The following is a 20,650-nucleotide window of genomic DNA, read 5'->3' on the forward strand; positions in this document are numbered from 1 at the left end:
CATGCAGGGACGGTTCGCGAGGACGAAGGGGGTTTTCGATGCGGATCAGTGTGGTCGGTGGCGGGGTGATCGGGTTGAGCTGCGCGTACCGGCTCGTCGAGGCCGGGCACGACGTCACGGTGCTGACCGCCGCCGCCCCCGGCGAGACGACGTCGGCGGTCGCCGGGGGCGTGCTCTTCCCTCCGTTGGCGGCGAACTCCGCCCGGGTCGACCGCTGGACCGCGGCGAGTGTGCGCGAATACCGCTCGCTCGGCGCGCCCGGTGTCCGCACGGCCAGGGGGACCTACCTCGTCCCGCGGGAGGCGTCAGTGCCGTCGTGGGCGTTCTCCATGCCGGATCTCGACCACGAACCGGGAAGGCTCGCCTTCACGACCGCGGTGGTCGACACGCCGGTGTACCTCGCCTGGCTCGCCGACCGGGTCGCCGCACTGGGCGCGCGTACCGAATACCGCACCGTCGCGCGGCTCGGCGACCTCGATGCGGACCTCGTGGTGAACGCGGCCGGGCTCGGGGGCGGGCGGCTGGCGGGGGACAGCACGGTGGTGCCGGTCGGTGGCCAGGTCGTCCACCTCGCCGATCCGGGGCTGACCGAGTGGATCGTCGACGGGTCCTCGCCGGTGCTGCGGCACGTGATCCCGCATGGACGGCACGTCGTCTGCGGCGGCACGCAGGAACCCGGACGCGATTCCGTCGAGCCGGACCCCGGTGTCACGGCGGACATCGTCCGGCGGTGCCGGGAACTCGTGCCCGAGCTGGCGGACGCGCCGGTGCTGGGGGCGAAGGTGGGCTTGCGCCCGTTCCGTCCCGAGGTGCGGCTGGACCGCGAGGGCGACGTCATCCACTGCTACGGGCACGGGGGCGCGGGGATCACGCTGGCCTGGGGCTGCGCTGCCGACGTCCTGGCCCTGGTGGTGAGCTGAAAGGGCCCTTCGCCGCATGTGACGCGGTGAAGGGCCCTTTCCGCGCGTCGCATGCGGTGAAGGACGCTTTCAGCCCCCCGCATTTAGAGGACTAAATGCGGGAGGTTAGAGGGCAGCGAAGGCCGCGAAGTCTGCTTCGGTCTGATCCGCGTAGCGCACGGCGTAGGCACCGATCGCCTCGTCGAGGTCTTCGTCGTCCTCGAAGTACCCCGCCAGCATCCGCGGATGCAGCGACCGCGCGTGCGCCCGCGCCAGCAACGCGCCGGCCAGCCGGCCGTAGTCGTCGAGGTGGTCCTTCTTCAGATCCGCGGGATCGATATCGCCCTTGAGGTTCCGGAACTGGCGCACGATGTACGGCAGACCGTCGATGGTCGTCCAGCCGAGCAGGATGTCCGTTTCGGCCTGCACGAGCCGCGCGCCTTCGACGATCCGGCGGCCCTCGTGCTCCGGCGAGGGCAGGCCGAGGTACGGCGCCAGCGCCGACGGATTGGCCTGCTTCACTTGCAGCACAAGGTCTTCACCGCTGTTCCCGTGCAGCAGTGCGACGTAGCTCCGTAGCCCGACACTGCCGGTGCCGACCACGCGGAAGGCCACATCGGACACCCGGTACCGCGAGATCAGCGTCCGCCGCGATTCGCGCAGTGTGTCCACATAGGACACCAGCCCGGTGACCACCGCGTCCGCCGTCGCGTCGTCCACATGCGTGAGCACCGGCGGGTCTTCGACGAACCGGTGCCGTTCGAGGCCGGTCTCGTGGTCGTCGATCCGCCGCGTCCACTTCGCGGTGACCTTGGCGCTGGTGTTCTTCCGTGCCTTCTCCGCGGCTTCCTCGAAGTCATCGATCAGGTCGTGCGCGCGGACCTTGTTCAGCACCGACGCGTCCGGCAGCGCGTTCCACGACCGCAGGAACGGCAGTTCGGCGAGCCCCCGGATCGTGCGCCGGTAGGACTTCACGGCGTCCTCGGCGGCCTCACGGCAGCCCGACTCGCCGATCCCGCCCTCGCGCCCGGCCAGCACGAGACTGGCGGCGAGCCGCTTGAGGTCCCACTCCCACGGCCCGGGCACGCATTCGTCGAAGTCGTTGATGTCCATCACGATCTGGCCCTCGGGCGTGCCGTACAGCCCGAAGTTCGCCGCGTGCGCGTCCCCGCAGAGCTGCGCCGTGAGCCCGGACGCCGGCGAGCCCGCCAGGTCGGCGGCCATCAGCCCGGCCGCGCCGCGGTAGAAGGTGAACGGCGACGCGAGCATGCGCTCACGCCGCAGTTCCACCAGCTCCGGGAGACGGCCTTCGTTGGTCCGCGCGAAGAACTCCGCCACGCCGGGACGGTCCTTGCCCGCCGCCGCGTGGTCGTGCGCGGACGTCGGCGCCTTGTCCCGCAGCGCCTTACCCCTCGCGAACCAGTCCTCCGGCGTCACCGTCTCGGTGCCGACCAGCGGCCGCTCCACCCACTCCCGCTCGTCTCCCATGGACAGCCAACGTACCGGCCGCCCGAAAGGTTCACCGGATCCCGACGACCTCCGTGATCGCGTCGATACCGCGGTCGAGTTCCTCGCGGGTGATCACCAGCGGCGGCGCGATCCGCAGGGTGTGGTCGTGGGTCTCCTTGCACAGCACGCCGCGTTCGGCCAGCGCGGTGGACGCCTCCCGCCCGGTCGGCCCGCCGGGCGCGATGTCGATACCGGCCCAGAGCCCGCGGCCGCGGACCTCGGCCAGTCCGTCGCCGACCAGTTCGCCCAGCCGGGAGTGCAGGTGCGCGCCCAGTTCCCGGGACCGCTCCTGGAACTCGCCGGTCTTCAGCAGCCCGACCACGGCCCGCCCGATCGCGCAGGCCACCGGGTTCCCGCCGAAGGTCGAGCCGTGCTCGCCCGGCCGCAGAACACCGAGGACGTCCTGGCTGCCGACCACGGCCGAGACCGGCATGATCCCGCCGCCGAGCGCCTTGCCCAGGGTGTAGACGTCGGCGCGGACGCCTTCGTGGTCCAGCGCGAGGACGGTGCCCGTGCGGGCGAGACCGGACTGGATCTCGTCGGCGATCAGCAGGACGCCGTGCTCGTCGCACAGCCGCCGCGCCTCGGCGAAGTAGCCCGACGGCGGCACGATGACGCCCGCCTCGCCCTGTACCGGTTCCAGCAGGATCGCGGCGGTGCGCTCGGTGATCGCGTCGCGCAGCGCGTCGACGTCGCCGTACTTCACCGTGACGAAGCCCGGGGTGAACGGGCCGAAGTCGGCGCGCGCGGTCTCGTCGGTGGAGAAGGACACGATGGTCGTCGTGCGGCCGTGGAAGTTCGATCCGGCGACGATGATCTCGGCCATCCCGTCGGGAACGCCCTTGACCTGGTACGCCCACTTCCGGGCGATCTTCACCGCGGATTCGACGGCCTCCGCGCCGGAGTTCATCGGCAGCGTCATCTCGGTGCCGGTCAGCTCCGCGAGTTCGCGGCAGAACAGCCCGAGCTGGTCGTGGTGGAACGCGCGCGAGGTCAGCGTGACCCGGCCGAACTGCTCGACCGCGGCGGCGATGAGCCCGGGGTGGCGGTGCCCGAAGTTCAGCGCCGAATAGCCGGAGAGGAAGTCGAGGTAGGTCTTGCCCTCGACGTCGGTGACCGAGGCGCCCTCGGCGGTGGCGATCACCACGGGCAGCGGGTGGTAGTTGTGCGTGCTCCACTGCTCGTCGAGCGCGATGAAGTCGGCGGTCGTCATGCGTTCAGGTTAGATGGCCATCCGTCTGCTTTCATCCGGGAAACGTTGCTTTGACCCGTTGTTCGTTGCGTTTCGGCTCCTTCGAGTGGCGAAATCGTGTGCGGCGGAACTTGATCACCACGGGCGGGACGGCCGGAGCGCGGTTATCGTCGCCGGATGGCGAAAAAGGACCACGGCTCCGTCCGGGACGCGCTGAGGATCGGCAAGGGGACCGAGCGGCACGATCCCGGCTCGTTCCCGGTCGGACCGCACAAGAAGCCGAGGGCGCTCAAGGACCTCGCCGACTCCGGCGACAGGCTCGCCAAGCTGCAGGAGGCCCTTTACGCGGAGGGCGTCGGCGGCGGGAACCGCAGCGTCCTGCTGGTGCTGCAGGGGATGGACACCTCCGGCAAGGGCGGCACGGTCGGGCACGTCCTCGGCCTGGTCAACCCGATGGGCGTGCGGTACGCGGGGTTCAAGAAGCCGACCGCCGCCGAGGCACGCCACCACTACCTGTGGCGGATCCGCAAGCAACTCCCCGTCCCCGGGCAGGTCGGCGTCTTCGACCGTTCCCACTACGAGGACATCCTGGTCCCGCGAGTCCAGAAGCTCGTGCCCGCAGCGGAGTGGCGCAAGCGCTACGCCGAGATCAACGCGTTCGAGAAGGAACTGACCGAGGCCGGTACGACGATCGTCAAGGTCTTCCTCGACATCTCGCCGGAGGAGCAGCTGAAACGGCTCAAGGCGAGGCTGGAGACCCCGGCGAAGTGGTGGAAGTACAACCCCGCCGACCTCGACGCGCGCGCCCAATGGAACGACTACCAGAAGGCCTACGCCGACATCTTCGCCAAGACCTCCACCCCGGCGGCGCCCTGGTACGCCGTCCCCGCCGACCACAAGTGGTACCGCAACTAGCTGGTCGCGCGGCTCCTGATCGAGACGATCGAGGAGATGGACCCGAAGTTCCCGCCCGCCGACTTCGATCCCGGCGCGGAACTGAAGAAGCTGGAAGGCGTTGGCGTACCGGGATGAGTGTCTGAGAGAGTGCGGACGTGACCGACACCAGCCTCGAAGATCTCCCGTTCCTCCGTCGTCAGGCCCGCACCCAGCGCTTCACCCTCGGCGCGCCGAAAGAGTTCAAGGTCGCCCCCGACGCTTCCCGCATCCTGTTCCTGCGGTCCGAGTCCGGTACCGACCCGCGGCACAGCCTGTGGTCGTTCGACGTCGTGTCGGGCGAGGAGACGAAGCTGGTCGACGCGGCCGAACTGCTGCCCGGTGAAGAGGATCTGCCCGCCGAGGAGCGCGCCCGCCGCGAGCGCAGCCGGGAGACCGGCGGCGGCGTGGTCGGCTACGCGGTCGACGACGCCTTCACCGTCGCCGCGTTCTCGCTCTCGGGCAAGCTCCACACCCTCGACCTGGCCACCGGCGAGGTGTCGGTGCTGGTCGACGGCTCGGTCGTCGACCCGCGGCCCAGCCCGGACGGCACGAGTGTCGCCTACGTCCGCGACCGGCGGCTGCGGGTGATCGACCGCGCCACCGGCGAGGACCGCGTGCTCGTCGAGGAAGACGGCGAAGACATCGCCTGGGGGCTCGCGGAGTTCATCGCGGCCGAGGAGATGAGCCGTACCCGGGGCTATTGGTGGTCCCCGGACGGGAAGAGCCTGCTGGTCGAGCGCTCCGACCGGACGGCCGTGCCGCGCTGGACGATCGCCGACCCGGCCAACCCGCAGGCGCCGGCCAACGTCGTCGCGTACCCGGCCGCCGGGACGAAGAACGCCGACGTGACGCTGGCGATCATCGGGCTCGACGGCTCGCGGGTCGACGTCGAGAAGTCGGGCTGGGAGTACCTGGCCGCGGTGCACTGGTCGGCGGCGGGGAAGCCGCTGCTCTCGGTGCAGACGCGGGACCAGCGCGAACTCCGGATCGAGGCGGTCGATCCTGCGGACGGTTCGGTCGAGGTGCTGCACACCGAGACCGACCGGCACTGGGTCGAGCTGGCCGCGGGCGTCCCGGCGTGGACGGCCGACGGCCGCCTGGTGCGCGAGAGCGCCGCCGACGGCGACCACCGGCTGATCGTCGACGGGGTCGCGGTCACCCCGCCGGGACTGCAGGTGCGCTCGATCCTGCACGTCGGGGACGAGGTGCTGTTCAGCGCGTCGGAAGCCGACCCGACACAGATCCACGTCTTCCGCACCGAAGGCGGCGAGCTCCGCCGTCTGTCCACTGAGGACGGCGTGCACGTCGGCGCCGGAACCGCTTCGCTGGCCGTGCTCTCGTCGTGGAGCCTGGACCGCAGCGGCCCGGTGGTGACCGTCGTCTCCGGCGGGAAGACGGTGGCGAGTATCGGTTCGCACACCGTCGACCCCGAGGTCGTGCCGAACCTGACCTGGCTGACGCTGGGGGAGCGCGGCCTGCGTGCCGCGCTGGTGCTCCCGACCGGATACGAGGAGAGCGAAGGCAAGCTCCCGGTGCTGCTCGATCCGTACGGCGGCCCGCACGCCCAGCGTGTCCTGCAGACCCGCAACGCCTTCCTGACCCCGCAGTGGCTGGCGGACCAGGGCTTCGCGGTGCTGGTCGCCGATGGGCGCGGCACACCGGGCCGGGGTGCCGCCTGGGAGAAGGAGATCGCCGGCAAACTCGCCGATGTCACCCTCGCCGACCAGGTCGACGCCCTGCACGCGGCGGCCGCGCTCCATCCGGAACTGGATCTGGAACGGGTCGCGATCCGGGGCTGGTCCTACGGCGGCTACCTGTCCGCGCTGGCCGTGCTGCGCCGTCCCGACGTCTTCCACGCCGGTGTGGCGGGCGCCCCGGTGACCGACTGGGCGCTGTACGACACGCACTACACCGAGCGCTATCTCGGGCTGCCGCAGGAGGAACCGGCGGCGTATGAGCACAACTCGCTGATCGCCGACGCCGGTGACCTGTCCAGGGCGCTGCTGATCGTGCACGGCCTCGCCGACGACAACGTTTTCGTCGCGCACTCGTTGCGCCTGTCGTCGGCACTGCTGGCCAAGGGGCGCGCGCACGTGTTCCTGCCGCTGGCCGGCGCGACGCATATGACGCCGCAAGCCGAGGAGGTCGCGGAGAACCTGATGCGCACGCAGGTGGACTGGATCGTGCGCGAGCTGTCCGGTGACGCGGTGAAGAGCGAGGAGAACGCATGAAACGGTGGGGCATCACGATTCCGCTGACCGGGGTGCCGCTCGCGGCGCACAAGGAGCTGGTCGAGCGGCTGCCCGATCTCGGCTACACCGACGCGTGGTCGGCCGAGACGGCGGGCAACGACGCCTTCACCCCGCTGGTGCTGGCCTCGCAGTGGGCGCCGGAGCTCCGGCTCGGCACCGCGATCGTGCCGGTGTACACCCGCGGCCCCGGCCTGCTGGCGATGAGCGCGGCCACCGTCGCGGAACTGGCGCCCGGCCGGTTCGTGCTCGGCATCGGGGCGTCGTCGCCGGTGATCGTGAAGAACTGGAACGCCGCCGAGTTCGAGGCCCCGTTCGCGCGATCCCGTGACACCCTGCGCTTCCTGCGGTCGGCGCTGGCGGGGGAGAAGGTCACCGAGGAGTACGAGACCTTCTCCGTCGGCAAGTTCCGGCTGGAGCGGCCCGCCGACCCACCGCCGTCGATCATGCTCGCGGCGCTGCGGCCGGGCATGCTGCGGCTGGCCGCGCGGGAGGCCGACGGCGCCATCACCAACTGGCTCGCCGCCTCCGACGTGCCCAAGGTGCGCAAGGAGATCGGGCCGGACGCCGAACTGGCCGCGCGGATCTTCGTCTGCCCCACCGAGGACAAGGCCGCGGCGCGTGGGCTCGGCCGGATGCTCATCTCGAGCTACCTGACCGTGCCGGTGTACGCGGCGTTCCACGAATGGCTCGGCCGCGGCGAGGCACTCGCGCCGATGCACGAGGCGTGGGCCGCGGGCGATCGGCAGAAGGCCAACCAGGTCATCCCGGACGAGGTCGTCGACGAGCTGATCGTCCACGGCAGCCTCGATTCCTGCCGCGAGCAGGTGCAGTCCTATGTGGACAATGGGCTGACGACGCCGATCATCGCGCTGCTGCCGACGGGGGAGGACCCGTTCGCTCAGGTTCGGGGGCTGGCGCCTCGGTCCTGACTTGGTCGCCGGCTGCTATGAAAGGACCTTTCCTTGCAAATTTTGCAAGGAAAGGTCCTTTCATAGCGCGCGCGAGCGCACTCAGGCGACGTTGAAAAGCTCCTCGAACCGGGACACCATCATGTGCGACCCCTTGATCTCCGACGTCGTCGCCGCGTCCAGGATGCCCGTCTCCACCGTGTAGGTCGCGCCCCCCGACGGCCCGAGCGGGAGCGAGATCATCGGCGCGCCGGGGGTGTGGGTCCGCAGCTCGCCGCCCTCGATCAGCGCCCGGATGTTGGCCACGACCACCTCGGCGTGATCACCGGCCACCTTCGCCAGTTTCCCCTCCGGCAGCGCGGTGATGTCACCGAGCGCGAACACCCGCTCCTGGCCGGGAAGCCGCAGCTCGGCGGTCACCGCCACCTGCCCGTTCGCCTGCCGGGCGGCGGCCAGGTCGCCGTCGAGGTACGCCGTGTGCGGCGCGCCGCCGAAGCACTGGAACCACAGGTCGGCGGTCACCTCGCCGCCGGAGGTCAGCGCGGCGGTGAACGTCTTGGCCTGCCCCGGTTCCGAGACCGGCGACTCGGTCAGCGAAGTCCCCAGCAGGAGTTCGACACCCAGTTCGTCGAGCTGACGCCGGATCTCGGCGCGGAAATCGTCCGGGAAGCCCGGCAGGATCCCCTCCGCCGGGTCGACGATCGTCACGGCCTTCTCCGGCCACACCGCCTTGATCTCCCCGGCCAGTTCGAGCCCTACCGGGCCCGCGCCGAGCAGCAGCACCTTCTCCGCGCCCGCGAGTTCCTCCCGCGTGGCACGGATCTTCGCCTTCGCCGTGGCGCTGTCCCGGAAGTCGATCTTCGCCGGGAACGGGTACGCCGAGCCGGTCGCCAGCACGGTGTAGTCCGGCGTGAGCCGTTCCCCCGAAGCGAGCGTGATACCGCTCTGGTCCACGCTCGCCGCGTGATCGCGCAGGACCCGTCCGCGCTCGAGGAGCCGGGTGTACGGGTAGAAGAGTCGGTCCGTCCACTCGGGATCGACGAGCCCGCGCAGCGCGGCGACGTGGTGGACGAAATCCTCGCGCGGCTCGACGAGGACGACGTCGGTGAACGAGTCCAGTTCCTTGGCGACGGTGGTGCCGCCGTATCCCCCGCCGATGACGGCCACGGTCGTGGTCATGAGATCCCCTAGTTCGTAGTACGTAATGTTGGTACTGCGAACTACATTAGTTCGCAGTACCAACAACCGTCAAGTAGACTCCGGTCATGACCACGGCCGAAGACCTCGGATTCGCGACAGCGCTCGTCCGCCTCTCGCATCTGGTGCAGAAGGCCTTCATCGACGTCGGCCGTTCCCACGACCTCACGCCGCAGCAGGCGCAGCTGCTCTGTGTGCTGGCGCAGAGCGAGACGGGGGTCGGGATGACCGAGCTCGGCAGGCTGCTGAACCTGGAGAAGTCGAGCGTCACCGGCCTGGTGGACAGGGTGCAGCGGCGCGCGCTCGTCGAGCGGGTCGCGGATTCCTGCGATCGCCGCGCACTCAGGATCACGCTGACTCAAGAGGGTCTCCGGCTCGCGCACGCCGCGCACGAAGGCGTCGTCGAAAAGCTGGAGGAGATGGCGGCGGGGCTCCCGGACGAACAGCGCGAGGCGATCGCGGAGGCCGCGTGGCGGATGCTGCCCGAAGACTGAGTCAGAACCAGAGGGCGGCGAGCAGCAGCCCGGTCGCCGCGGCGACGATCCCGGCGATCATGGTGACGCCGACGTTCAGCGCGGCGCGCAGCCGCGCCTTCCCGGTGAACAGGCGCAGCGTTTCGTATCCGAAGGTCGAGAACGTCGTGAGCCCGCCGCAGAGGCCGACAGCCAGCAGCGAATGCACGGCGTCTGGCTGTCCGCCGTGCAGTGCCCAGCCGGTGAGCATCCCGAGGATCGCCGAGCCCACGATATTGACGGCGAGCGTGCCCCACGGGAGCGCGGCGCCCAGCCACGCCCGCATCCGCAGGTCGGTCAGGTAGCGCAGGATCGCCCCGGCGCCGCCGCCGAGCGCGACGAAGAGAACGGTCATTTCATCACCGAGCGGGTGATCTCGTGTCCGGCGTAGACCGCCACCAGCGCGGCGGCCACCGTGCCGAGCGCATACGACAATCCGGTGAACGGATGGCCGGTCGTCACCAGATCGAGCGTTTCCGTCGCGTAGGTCGAAAACGTGGTGTAACCGCCCAGGATCCCGACGCCGAGGAACGGGCGCAGCAGCCGGTGCGGATGCGCGGCACCGGTGACGACCGCCATCAGGACGCCGATCAGCAGGCAGCCGGAAACGTTGGTGGCAAAGGTCGAAAGCGGGAATTGGTCCCGGGAATGGGGGAGGACGGCGGAGAGCCCATAGCGGGCCAGGCTGCCCAGCGCGCCCCCCGCGCCGATGGCCGCGAGCACGTCCCACGGCGGACGCGGGACGGATGCCGGATCAGCCATGGATGGCAGCTTAGAACCGCTGTCCGGGTGAAGAAGCGCCACGGTGTCGAAGATCGCTCGCAAGGCCGTTCTTCCCTGCTGAGCGGTGATTTTTCGCCGGACGTGTCGTAGGCTTGGCGACGCTCCAGGCCGATTTTCGGTCCGTCCGTTCGTCCAGAAAAGGTGGCAGGATGGCACAGGAACAGTCAGGTACGCAGGCTCCCGACAGCGGTTTGCTGCTGGAGGTCGAGAAGATCCCGACAGCGGTGGATCGCGGGAAGGCCAACGGCGCCGCCGCAGACAACGACGGCAACGACGGCTGAGTGCCCGAAACGCCGACGCTGGCTGACCTCGTGGCTCCGCTCGGGGTCAGCCAGTTCTTCCAAGAAGTCCAGGGCGAGACCTATCGCCGTTTCGAAGGCCGCGCGGGCCGGTTCGCCGAGCTGCTGCCGTGGCCGGCGCTGAACGCGATCCTCCGGCAGCACCGCCTGGAGTTCCCGCGGCTGCGCCTGGCGCTCGACGGGACGCCGGTCCCGATGGAGAGCTACACCGATCTCGTCCCCCCCCGCCGCAGTGGCACCGTCCCCCGGCTGAGGGCCGCTCCGTTCACCGAGCACCTCCGCGACGGCGCGACGATGGTGCTCGACGCCATCCAGGAACTCAGCGATCCGATCGGCGACCTCGCCAGGAGCCTCGAACACGACCTGCGTGAGAGCGTCCAGGTCAACCTGTACGCGGGCTGGGGCGTGACCCACGGCTTCGACGTGCACTGGGACGACCACGACGCGTTCATCATCCAGGTCGCCGGCCGTAAACGCTGGCGGATGCACGGGCCGACCAGGCCCGCCCCGCTGCACCGCGACGTCGAACAGCCCGAGCGGCCCGGCGAACCGATCGACGACTTCATCCTCGAAGACGGCGACGTCCTCTATGTCCCGCGCGGGCATTGGCACGACGTCACCGCGGTGGGGGAGATGTCGCTGCACCTCACCCTCGGCTTCAGCCCGGCCACCGGGATCGACCTGGTGACTTGGCTCGCCGACAAGCTGCGGGCGAGCGCCGTGTTCCGCCAGGACCTCCCGCGGTTCGGGACGGCGCAGGAGCGCGCCGCCCGCGCCGCCGCCCTGCGCGGGGAACTGGAAGCGGTGCTGACCGACGACGTCATCGACCGGTTCCTCGCCGATCGCGACTCGTCGGCCCCGGCGCATTCGCGGGTCGGGCTGCCCTGGGCGGCGACCCCCGGCCTGCTGCCGGACGGCGACGAGGCCGAGGTCCGGTTCCTCGTCCCGAGGGCGGTGCTCGAAGAAGGCGACGGCCGGGTGACCCTGCTGGCGGACGGCAAGCGGTTCGTCTTCGCCGCCGCGGCGGCGCCGGTGCTGAAGGCACTGCTCGACGGCACGCCGCAGGCCGTCAAACGACTCGCCGAGCTGGCGGAACTCGATCGGGGGACCGTGCGGGCGCTCCTCGGTGAGCTCACGGCTCAGGGGCTCCTCTCGATCGGTTGAAAGTCACAAGGGACGAGAAGTGTGAAGGGTGGCCGGGCGGGGTAAGCTAAGGCATGCCTAAGGTCAAGTCCGGAGGGGTCAGCCGATGACCGCTCAGCTCTCGGACACTCCAGCGCCGCCCGCCGCGTTGCCGGGCTGCGCGACCGTCGCGCGCATGCTGGGCGCGAGCCCCGCCGGCACGGCGGCCGAAATGCGCTGCTGGCTGCTCATCGAGCAGCCGGGCCCCTGGCCCGCGGACGCGCTGGAAAACACCCTCGACGAGGCATTCCCCGCCGAACGGCGTGAGCTGCTCGAGAACTTGAGGCGGACGCACGGGCTCCGCCCGCTGCTGATCCGCCGTCCCGGCAAACATCGGCGCGACCCCGATCGCCCCCGCAGCGTGTACGTCGGCGGCGGCGAACCGGGTAACCGGTGGCTGGAGCGCCTGGAGATCCGGGAGCTGAGCGAACTGGCCGAACTGGACCTCGAAGCGGTCGCGGACGGCGCCGGCGGACTCGGCACCCGGGTCGACGGCCCGCTGTTCCTGGTCTGCACGCACGGCACCAAGGACATGTGCTGCGCCGTGCTCGGCCGTCCGCTGGCCTCGACGCTCAACACCAACCATCCGGGCCGTGCCTGGGAGGTCAGCCACGTCGGCGGTGACCGTTGGGCGGGCAACCTCCTCGTGGTCCCCGACGGTTTCCTGCACGGCCAGCTCAATCCGGCCGAGGCGGCGCTCGTGGCCAAGGCGGCGTTGCGCGGCCAGGTCGAACCGGAGCAGCTCCGCGGGCGGACGTCCGCCCCGACGGCGTGGTCGCAGTTCGCGGAGATCGCGATCAGGCGGCAGACGAATCTGTCCGGGCTGGACGACGTGGTCGCCGTCCAGGAGGAGCCGCTGCTCGAATCCGACGCGCGGGTGGTCACCGTGCGCGGAGGCGACGACTTCTACTCGGTGACGGTGCGCCGCCGGTCGGCGACGCCGCGCGGGGAGAGCCGGTGCGCCGGGCTTATCCAGCCCCCCGGGTATGTCGCGGAGAGCATCACCCCGCTTTAACTCGCGTTTCGTCCTCTGGATGCGGTAGTTGCGCGCGCAACTACCGCATCCAGAGGACGAAACGCGCGAAAGATCACCCACGTTCGAACAGGTGTTTGACACTTGTCTAGAACATGTGTTCGACTGGCCGGGTGCGATGGGATCGACAGCGGGCGGACGGCGGCGAGCCGGTCCTGCCCGGAATGGACGGGTTGCTGCGCACGGTCCGCGCGCCCGAGTTCGACGGCGTCACCTTTCACGAGGTGTACGCCAAATCCGTGCTGAACAAGGTGCCCGAGGGGTCGGGCGTCCCGTTCGGCTGGACGGTGAACCCGTACCGCGGCTGTTCTCACGCGTGTACGTACTGCCTCGCGGGCGATACGCCGGTCCTGATGGCCGACGGCCGGACGAAGCCGCTGGCGGAACTGGCGCCCGGCGACGAGATCTACGGGACGCGCGGGCGCGGCGCGGGACGGCGCCTGGTGCCCACCACCGTCCTCGCGCACTGGTCGACGCTCAAACCGGCCTACCGCCTGACCCTCGACGACGGAACGTCCATCGTGGCCAGTGGCGATCACCGGTTCCTCACCGGCCGCGGGTGGAAGCACGTCACCGGCAACCGTTTCGGCGCGGCGCAACGGCCGCATCTGGTCGGGGGCACCGAACTCGTCGGGGTCGGGAAGCTCACCCGCACCCCCGACGACACGATCGGGTACCGGGCCGGATACCTCTGCGGAATGCTGCGCTCCGGCGGCTTCTCGGCCGAGAAGGACGCCGCGGACCGTGCACTCGGCTACCTGCCCGACTTCGGCGCGTCCGTCGGCTTCGTGCAGGTGCCGCCGTCCCCGGATTCCCATTGGCAGCGCGGATTCCTGGCCGGACTGTTCGATCTCGCCGGTGGCTACCGGCACGGCGCGCTGCGGGTCACCCACGACGAACACGACATCGTCTCGACCTTCTGCGCCGCCCTCGACAACTTCGGGTTCCGTTACGTGCGAAGCGAAAACCCCAAGTTCCGTCCGTTGTGGACGGTTCAGCTGCTCGGCGGCCCGGCGGAGGAGATGCGCTTCTTCCACCTCGCCGATCCCGCCGTCCGCTGGAAACGGTCGCTCGACGGCCTCGCGATCGGCCGGACCAGGCGGAAGGTGTCGTCCGTCGAGGCGCTCGGCATCGAGCTGCCGCTGTTCGACATCACCACCGGCACCGGCGACTTCATCGCCGACGGCATGGTCACGCACAACTGCTTCGCGCGGAACACCCACACGTACCTGGATTTCGACGCGGGCCGGGATTTCGACACGCAGGTGGTCGTGAAGGTCAACGCGCCCGAGGTACTGACCGCGCAACTGCGGCGCCCCGGCTGGACGCGCGAGCACGTCGCGATGGGCACGAACACCGATCCCTACCAGCGCGCCGAAGGCCGGTACAAGTTGATGCCGCGCATCATCACCGCGCTGGCGGAGTCCGGCACCCCGCTGTCCATCCTGACCAAGGGGACCGTGCTGGCCAGGGACCTGCCGCTGCTGGAATCGGTGGCGAAGGACGTGCCGGCCGGGCTGGCGATCTCGCTCGCGCTGCTGGACGAGGACCTGCAACGCCGTCTCGAACCGGGGACGCCGAGCCCGCGCGCGAGACTCGACCTGATCCGCAAGGCACGGGACGCCGGACTCCCGTGTTCGGTGCTCGTCGCCCCCGTGCTGCCTTATCTGACCGACACGGCGGAGGCGCTCGACGCCTTGTTCGCCCGGCTGGCCGACGCCGGCGCCACCCGGGTCACCGTCCTCCCGTTGCATCTGCGGCCGGGCGCGCGGGAATGGTTCGCGCGCTGGCTCGGCCGGGAACATCCCGAGCTGGTGCCGAAATACCGCGAGCTGTACGCGCGCGGCGCCTATCTGCCCAAGTCCTATCGGGAGCGGCTCGGCACGCGGGTCGGGCCGTTGCTGCGCCGGCACGGCTTCGGGTCCCGTCCGGACGACGAGCGGATGCAGGTGTCGATGCCCGTGCAGCGAGCCGAGGAGCCCGGGAGCATCGCCCCGGCCGCCGAACAGCTCAAACTCCACTGACGCCTTTGTCCCCTGAGCCTTTGTCACCCTGAGGTTTCGGTGGGGGCTGAAGGGCGCTTTCCCCTCATCGCATGCGGGGAAAGCGCCCTTCGCCGCATGCGATGAGAGGAAAGGCCCCTTCAGCCACGCCCGACCCATGGCCACCCCTCCGCAACAGAGCCTGTCAACCGAGATTTCCCTCTCTCCCAACGAATTCGGCCGTTCGGCTTAGTCACTTGGCGGAATTCCCTTTCGTGCTTAATCTCGAAGGGACGAAGGCGAGGAGGTGCCTGTGACCACCCGGACGGATCGCACCGCCGCTGTTCGCCTCGCCTGGGCCGCGACCAAGCTGACCAGGGCGGGACGGCATCCCATCGCCATCGGCAGACTCGCCGCGACCGTCGGCCTCGATCCCGGCGAGGCACACCGGCTGATGGATCTGATGGGTTTCGTCATCCGCGACGGCCTGGTGCTCATGGACCGCGGGCCGCGTCCCGGTTCGGCGGACCGCCCGGCCTCCGACCGGTACCGGGTGGACCTGTTCCTGCTGGCCATCGCCACCGGTGAACCCGTGCACGCGGATTCGGTCTGCCCGGCGACGGGCGCGCGCGTCCGCGTCCACTTCACCCGGGACAGGGTGCTGAGCGTCGATCCGCCGCACGCCGTCGTCGCCGCGTCGAGGCTGCCCGGGATCGATCTCACCCTCGGCCCGGACTACGTCGAGGCGCTGGTCTGCACGCAGTTCTTCGCTTCCAAGGAGGCCGCGGCGGGCTGGCTGCTGGAGAACATCGACGGCCGTGTCCTGTCCGTCCCCGACTATCTGGCGCACACCCGGCGCATGGTCGCCGCGCTGGAGGCCTGGCCGACGATCTGAGCGGCGCCGGGTTTGTACCTGGTCGCGAGGCAGCGGGGACGATTCGTTAGCCTTTGACGTCGGCGAAGAGCAGTCGAACCGCGGCGCCGCCGAATCGCAGAACGTGATGCCGAAGGAGAGCACCCGCAGTGCTTCGCACCCACAAAGCCGGCACCTTGCGTGCCGAGCACGCCGGTCAGACGGTCACCCTCACCGGATGGGTGGCCCGGCGGCGCGATCACGGCGGCGTCATCTTCATCGATCTGCGCGACGCCAGCGGCGTGAGCCAGGTCGTCTTCCGCGAGGGCGAGATGGCCGAGCGCGCGCACCAGCTGCGGTCGGAGTACTGCGTCCGCATCGTCGGCGAGGTGTCGAAGCGGCCCGAGGGCAACGCCAACACCGAGATCCCCACCGGCGAGATCGAGGTGCTGGCCACCGAACTCGAGGTGCTGTCCGAGGCCGCCGTGCTGCCGTTCCCGATCGACGACCGGGTCGACGTCGGCGAGGAGGTGCGCCTCAAGCACCGCTACCTCGACCTGCGCCGCAGCGGCCCCGCCGCCGCGATGCGCCTGCGCAGCGAGGTCAACCGGGCCGCCCGTGAGGTGCTGCACGCGCAGGACTTCGTCGAGGTCGAGACCCCGACCATGACCCGTTCCACCCCCGAGGGCGCCCGCGACTTCCTGGTCCCGGCCCGCCTCAAGCCCGGCTCCTGGTACGCGCTCCCGCAGTCACCGCAGCTGTTCAAGCAGCTGCTCATGGTCGGCGGGCTCGAGCGGTACTACCAGATCGCGCGCTGCTACCGGGACGAGGACTTCCGCGCCGACCGGCAGCCGGAGTTCACCCAGCTCGACATCGAGATGAGCTTCGTCGAGCAGGACGACGTCATCGCGCTCGGCGAGGACATCGTCACCGCGCTGTGGAAGCTGGTCGGTGCCGAGATCCCGCGGCCGTTCCGGCGCATCACCTACGCCGAGGCGATGGAGAAGTACGGCTCGGACAAGCCGGACCTGCGCTTCGACCTCCAGCTCACCGACATGACGGCGTTCTTCGCCGACACGCCGTTCCGCGTGTTCCAGGCGCCGTACGTCGGCGCCGTCGTGATGGCGGGCGGGGCCGACCAGCCGCGCCGCACCCTCGACGCCTGGCAGGACTTCGCCAAGCAGCGCGGTCACCGCGGGCTCGCCTACATCCTCGTCAACGAGGACGGCACGCTCGGCGGGCCGGTCGCGAAGAACCTGTCGGAGAAGGAGCGGGAAACCGTCGCCGAAGCCGCTGGTGCCAAGCCCGGTGACTGCGTCTTCTTCGCCGCGGGCAAGCCGGCCGACGCGCGTTCGCTGCTCGGCGCCACCCGGCTGGAGATCGGCAACCGCCTCGGCCTGATCGACGAGAACGCCTGGTCGTTCGTGTGGGTCGTCGACTTCCCGATGTTCATCTCCGCCGAGGAGTCCGACGACGTCAGCGTCGGCAGCGGCAAGTGGAAGGCCCTGCACCACGCCTTCACCTCGCCGACCCCGGAGTGGATCGGCAAGCTCGCCGACGACCCGGGCGGCGCGCTCGCCTACGCCTACGACATCGTCTGCAACGGCAACGAGATCGGCGGCGGCTCGATCCGTATCCACCAGCAGGAGCTGCAGAAGCAGGTCTTCGAGCTGATGGGCCTGTCCGAGGAGGAGGCGCAGGAGAAGTTCGGCTTCCTGCTCGACGCCTTCGCCTTCGGTCCGCCGCCGCACGGCGGCATCGCGTTCGGCTGGGACCGGATCGTCATGCTGCTGGCCAAGGCCGATTCCCTGCGTGACGTGATCGCCTTCCCGAAGACCGGCGGCGGGTTCGACCCGCTGACCGCGGCCCCGGCCGCGATCACGCCGGAGCAGCGCAAGGAGGCGGGCATCGACGCCAAGCCCGTGCCGCCCGTGAAGAACTGATGCTCCACCTCAGGGCCGTGTGCCCGCCGGACCGGACCGCGGAAGCGATCCGGATCCTGCGGGCGCATTCGGGCACCGCGCATCTCGTCGTGCATCCCGGGGTGGCGATCGCGCCCGAGGGTGACTTGATCGAGGCGGACATCGCCCGTGAGGCGACCGACGAGATCATCGAATCGCTGTGCGGACTCGACCTCGACCACACCGGCGGGATCACCTTGGAAGCGCTGGACACCGCGGTGTCCGACGCCGCGGACAGGGCCGAGGAGGACGCGCCCGGTGAGGGCGCGGACGCGGTGGTGTGGCAGGAACTCGTCGGCCGCAGCGGCGAGGAGTCCCGGCTCACCTGGACCTTCCAGGCGTTCCTGGCCATCGCATGCCTGCTGGCGTCGGTGGGGGTGATCACGAACTCGGCGGTCACCATCGTCGGCGCGATGGTGGTGGGCCCGGAATTCGGCCCACTGGCCGCGATCGCGGTGGGGCTGGTGCTGCGCCGGGGAGATCTGGTGAAGCAGGGCGGGGTCGCGCTGCTCGGCGGGTTCCCGATCGCGATGGTGATCACGCTCGGCGTGGTGCTGGTGGGCAACGCGACCGGAGTGCTCGAGGTGAGCACGCTCGCGGACAACCACGAAGTCGATTTCGTTTACAAGGTGGGGATCGCGTCACTGGTCGTCGCGCTGCTGGCGGGCGCGGCGGGGATGCTTTCCATGACGTCGGCCAAATCGGCCGCGCTCGTGGGGGTGTTCATCTCGGTGACCACGGTGCCCGCGGCCGGTTACGCGGTGGTCGCCGCGGTTGCCGGTCAGTGGGAACGGTGCCTTTATTCGGCCGGTCAGCTGCTGGTCAATCTCATCGGAATCGTTGCAGCTGCGGCCATTGTGCTGACATTGCGCCGTCGTGGGCAACGTTCGAGGGTGACGGAACGTCCGCTTTCACGCGGATGAGTCCCAGATCGCGTCAATGCGCGCGATTGCCCGGATCTCAGTGGTCATGGTTGCTCAGTCACGAGTAGGGTCGGTGGCAATGACAGTCGATACCTCCTCTGCCGATGATTCGACAGTCGGAGCCGAAACCCTGGGCGTCGCGGCGGCGGTCGCTGCCGGTGAGGCGGTTCTTTCACGCCGTTTCGGCAGCGCGATCACCCTCGTCGCCCCGGAAGACCTCGCCGGCAGCGGGCCGGCGACGGTCGTGCGGGCGCGGGTGGCGACATCGCCGTTCGCGCTGCCGCGCACCCTGGTCATCAAGCACTACCCCGACCCGCCCGAAGCCGGGCGGCCCGATCCCTTCGCGCAGGAGGCGGTCAGCTACCAGCTGTTCACCGCGCTCGCCCCGGAGGACCGGATGTGCCCGGAACTGCTGGCGCACGACGGCCGCGACCGCGTCCTGGTGATCGAGGATCTCGGCGGCGTCCCGACGCTGCACGACAAACTCCATGCCCGTGACGCCCGCGGCGCCGAACGAGCGCTGTTGTCCTGGGCCCGGTCGCTCGGCAGGCTGCACGCGAGCACCGCGAGCCGTGAGGCCGATTTCAACGCGCTGCTGCGCCGTCTCGGCGGCCCGGTCAAGAACGAGGACGTGCCGCTGTCCGCGGTCTGCGCGCAACTCCCGGGGCTGCTGGAGGAACTGCTCGACGTCGAGACGCCGGAGCCGGTGCAGAGACGGGTCATGGAGGTCGCGGAGCGGGCCGGTTCGCCGTCCTATCGCGCGTTCAGCCCGGTCGACCTCAGCCCGGACAACAACCTCGTGACCAGCGGCGGGGTGCGTTTCCTTGATTTCGAACGCGGCCGGGTGCGCAGCACGCTGATGGACGCGGCATATCTGCGGCTGCCGTTCGCGTCCTGCCCGGACGCGCTGGCGCTGCCGCCGGGGATGAGCGAGGCGATGATCGCGGCCTGGCGGGCCGAGGTCGTGTCGGTGTGGCCCGCCCTCGCGGACGAGGACGCGCTGGCCGAACACCTGATGGACGGTCAGTTGCTGCTGCTGTGGTTCATCACCTGGGAGATCCTCCCGGAGCTGGACCTGGACCGGCACGCCACGCCGATCAGCCGGGAGGCCGCGCTGGTGACCTGGTGGCGCGAGCTGGCCAAACACTCGCTGCGGGCCCGCCTGACGGACATCTCCGAGCACGCCACCCGGGTCGCCGCGGCGCTCGGCGCCCGGCTGGGACCGCACGCGGATCTCGCGTTCTATCCCGCGTTCCGGTAACCGCCGCACGGACTTTTCGCTCGACCGTCCTCGTCGCGTTACCCAGGCATCACCGCAGGTGAGTCTGCGTGGCCGAGGGTGTCCATCGTGACCGTGATCAGTGTCGAAGTCACTCCGAGTCCCGAACCCGACCAATCCCTCCTCCCGCCGCTCACCGGTGTGCCCCGGTCCGCCCGCAGACTGGTCGTGCTCGGCGATTCCACCGCGGTGGGCCTGGGTGACCCGCTGCCGAACCGGGGCGGCTGGCGCGGGGTCGGCCCGCTCGTCGCCGAGGCGCTGGGCGTCGAACCGGACGGCTACCTGAACCCGTCGTTCACCGGAGCGCGGATGGGCTGCGTGCTGACGAAGCAGCTTCCCGCGGCGGTGGCGCATCGCCCGGACGTCGCGCTCGTGGTGGCGGGGATGAACGACACGCTGCGGCCCGATTTCAGCGCCGAACGGATCGCCGCGGACCTCACCGAGGTGATCCGCTCGCTGGCCGCCGTCGGCACGACCGTGGTGCCGGTGCGCTACCACGACCACGGCAAGGTGTTCCGGCTGCCGGGATCGCTGCGGCGGGCGCTGAGCGAACGGGTGGCCGAACTGAACGCCGCCATCGACGGCGTCGTCGAGCGCGAGGGTGTCCCGTGTCTCGACCTCGAACTGCTGCCCGGCGCCTACGACCTGACCGCGTGGAGCGTCGACCGGCTGCACCCGTCGGAACTAGGGCACCGGATGCTGGCGGCCGGGTTCACCGAACGGCTCGCGGAGGCCGGGTTCGCGGTGCCGCGTCCGGTCAGCCTGACCTGCTCGGGAGGTGTCGAGCCGAGTACCGCCGGGCATGTCGGCTGGCTGGTGCTGAAGGGCGTCCCGTGGGTGTGGCGGCGGGGCCGCGAGTTCGTGCCGTACGCCGCGGTCATCATGTGGCATTCGTTCCGGGAGCGGCTGCGCTGACCTGTGGCCGGAACCGTCGGTGGCAACGGCTACCG

Annotated in this window: 18 protein-coding genes and 1 pseudogene; 14 read left to right on the top strand and 5 right to left on the bottom strand. The window is 70.2% G+C overall.

Features of this window, described 5'->3' with window-relative positions:
- The first annotated feature begins 38 nt into the window (after window positions 1–38).
- Window positions 39–920, top strand: coding sequence for an FAD-dependent oxidoreductase (locus SD37_RS14420; protein WP_044850439.1), 882 nt, complete (start codon window positions 39–41; stop codon window positions 918–920).
- A 105-nt stretch (window positions 921–1,025) separates the two neighbouring features.
- On the opposite strand, the gene SD37_RS14425 is transcribed toward SD37_RS14420, so the two are convergent.
- Entirely contained in the window at window positions 1,026–2,387 is a 1,362-nt protein-coding gene (locus SD37_RS14425; protein ID WP_044850438.1) for a DUF2252 domain-containing protein, read from the bottom strand.
- 31 nt (window positions 2,388–2,418) lie between these two features.
- Window positions 2,419–3,621, bottom strand: a complete 1,203-nt coding sequence (rocD, locus tag SD37_RS14430) for an ornithine--oxo-acid transaminase (RefSeq protein WP_044850437.1) — start codon at window positions 3,619–3,621, stop codon at window positions 2,419–2,421.
- Window positions 3,622–3,777: 156 nt separating this feature from the next.
- Here rocD and SD37_RS14435 point away from each other — a divergent pair.
- From SD37_RS14435 to SD37_RS14445, 3 genes and pseudogenes are all read left to right on the top strand, one after another.
- Window positions 3,778–4,632 (top strand): annotated as a pseudogene (locus SD37_RS14435) (PPK2 family polyphosphate kinase).
- Window positions 4,633–4,652: 20 nt separating this feature from the next.
- Window positions 4,653–6,767 (top strand): S9 family peptidase, encoded by a 2,115-nt coding sequence (locus tag SD37_RS14440; RefSeq protein ID WP_044850436.1) that lies wholly within the window; start codon window positions 4,653–4,655, stop codon window positions 6,765–6,767.
- A complete protein-coding gene (locus tag SD37_RS14445) occupies window positions 6,764–7,717 on the top strand; it encodes an LLM class F420-dependent oxidoreductase (protein WP_044850435.1) in 954 nt (317 codons plus the stop codon). Before SD37_RS14440 ends, SD37_RS14445 begins: the two co-directional genes overlap by 4 nt.
- Before the next feature lie 81 nt (window positions 7,718–7,798).
- On the opposite strand, the gene SD37_RS14450 is transcribed toward SD37_RS14445, so the two are convergent.
- Window positions 7,799–8,875: an NAD(P)/FAD-dependent oxidoreductase gene (locus SD37_RS14450; protein WP_044850434.1), complete on the bottom strand. Its 1,077-nt coding sequence runs from the start codon at window positions 8,873–8,875 to the stop codon at window positions 7,799–7,801.
- Window positions 8,876–8,961: 86 nt separating this feature from the next.
- Here SD37_RS14450 and SD37_RS14455 point away from each other — a divergent pair, with 86 nt between their 5' ends.
- Window positions 8,962–9,387 (top strand): MarR family winged helix-turn-helix transcriptional regulator, encoded by a 426-nt coding sequence (locus SD37_RS14455; protein ID WP_044850433.1) that lies wholly within the window; start codon window positions 8,962–8,964, stop codon window positions 9,385–9,387.
- Between the two features lies 1 nt (window position 9,388).
- On the opposite strand, the gene crcB (SD37_RS14460) is transcribed toward SD37_RS14455, so the two are convergent.
- Together crcB (SD37_RS14460) and crcB (SD37_RS14465) are read right to left on the bottom strand one after the other, a co-directional pair.
- Complete coding sequence (gene crcB, locus SD37_RS14460; RefSeq protein ID WP_044850432.1) at window positions 9,389–9,760, bottom strand: fluoride efflux transporter CrcB; 372 nt, start codon at window positions 9,758–9,760, stop codon at window positions 9,389–9,391.
- On the bottom strand, window positions 9,757–10,167 hold the full coding sequence (gene crcB / locus SD37_RS14465) for a fluoride efflux transporter CrcB (protein WP_044850431.1): 411 nt from the start codon (window positions 10,165–10,167) through the stop codon (window positions 9,757–9,759). Before crcB (SD37_RS14465) ends, crcB (SD37_RS14460) begins: the two co-directional genes overlap by 4 nt.
- A 170-nt stretch (window positions 10,168–10,337) precedes the next feature.
- On the opposite strand from crcB (SD37_RS14465), the gene SD37_RS44105 reads away from it, so the two are divergent.
- The 9 genes from SD37_RS44105 to SD37_RS14505 all read left to right on the top strand — a co-directional run bounded on the left by SD37_RS44105 (window position 10,338) and on the right by SD37_RS14505 (window position 20,615).
- Window positions 10,338–10,469 (top strand): hypothetical protein, encoded by a 132-nt coding sequence (locus SD37_RS44105; protein ID WP_005157133.1) that lies wholly within the window; start codon window positions 10,338–10,340, stop codon window positions 10,467–10,469.
- A complete protein-coding gene (locus SD37_RS14470; protein WP_065912834.1) occupies window positions 10,470–11,651 on the top strand; it encodes a cupin domain-containing protein in 1,182 nt (393 codons plus the stop codon).
- A gap of 85 nt (window positions 11,652–11,736) precedes the next feature.
- Complete coding sequence (locus SD37_RS14475; RefSeq protein ID WP_044850429.1) at window positions 11,737–12,684, top strand: sucrase ferredoxin; 948 nt, start codon at window positions 11,737–11,739, stop codon at window positions 12,682–12,684.
- A 131-nt stretch (window positions 12,685–12,815) separates the two neighbouring features.
- Window positions 12,816–14,726 carry an intein-containing Rv2578c family radical SAM protein gene (locus SD37_RS14480; protein WP_201788884.1) on the top strand — a complete coding sequence of 637 codons (1,911 nt, stop codon included), beginning with the start codon at window positions 12,816–12,818 and terminating at the stop codon, window positions 14,724–14,726.
- A gap of 271 nt (window positions 14,727–14,997) precedes the next feature.
- Window positions 14,998–15,579, top strand: coding sequence for an organomercurial lyase (gene merB, locus SD37_RS14485; RefSeq protein WP_044850428.1), 582 nt, complete (start codon window positions 14,998–15,000; stop codon window positions 15,577–15,579).
- Window positions 15,580–15,707: 128 nt separating this feature from the next.
- Window positions 15,708–17,480, top strand: a complete 1,773-nt coding sequence (gene aspS, locus SD37_RS14490; protein WP_044850427.1) for an aspartate--tRNA ligase — start codon at window positions 15,708–15,710, stop codon at window positions 17,478–17,480.
- On the top strand, window positions 17,480–18,421 hold the full coding sequence (locus SD37_RS14495) for a DUF389 domain-containing protein (RefSeq protein ID WP_044850426.1): 942 nt from the start codon (window positions 17,480–17,482) through the stop codon (window positions 18,419–18,421). Before aspS ends, SD37_RS14495 begins: the two co-directional genes overlap by 1 nt.
- A 79-nt stretch (window positions 18,422–18,500) precedes the next feature.
- Window positions 18,501–19,682, top strand: a complete 1,182-nt coding sequence (locus tag SD37_RS14500; RefSeq protein WP_044850425.1) for a hypothetical protein — start codon at window positions 18,501–18,503, stop codon at window positions 19,680–19,682.
- An 87-nt stretch (window positions 19,683–19,769) separates the two neighbouring features.
- Window positions 19,770–20,615 (top strand): SGNH/GDSL hydrolase family protein, encoded by an 846-nt coding sequence (locus tag SD37_RS14505; protein WP_044850542.1) that lies wholly within the window; start codon window positions 19,770–19,772, stop codon window positions 20,613–20,615.
- Window positions 20,616–20,650: the final 35 nt, after the last annotated feature.

The sequence above is a fragment of the Amycolatopsis orientalis genome, assembly GCF_000943515.2.
Taxonomy (GTDB): Bacteria; Actinomycetota; Actinomycetes; order Mycobacteriales; family Pseudonocardiaceae; genus Amycolatopsis; species Amycolatopsis orientalis.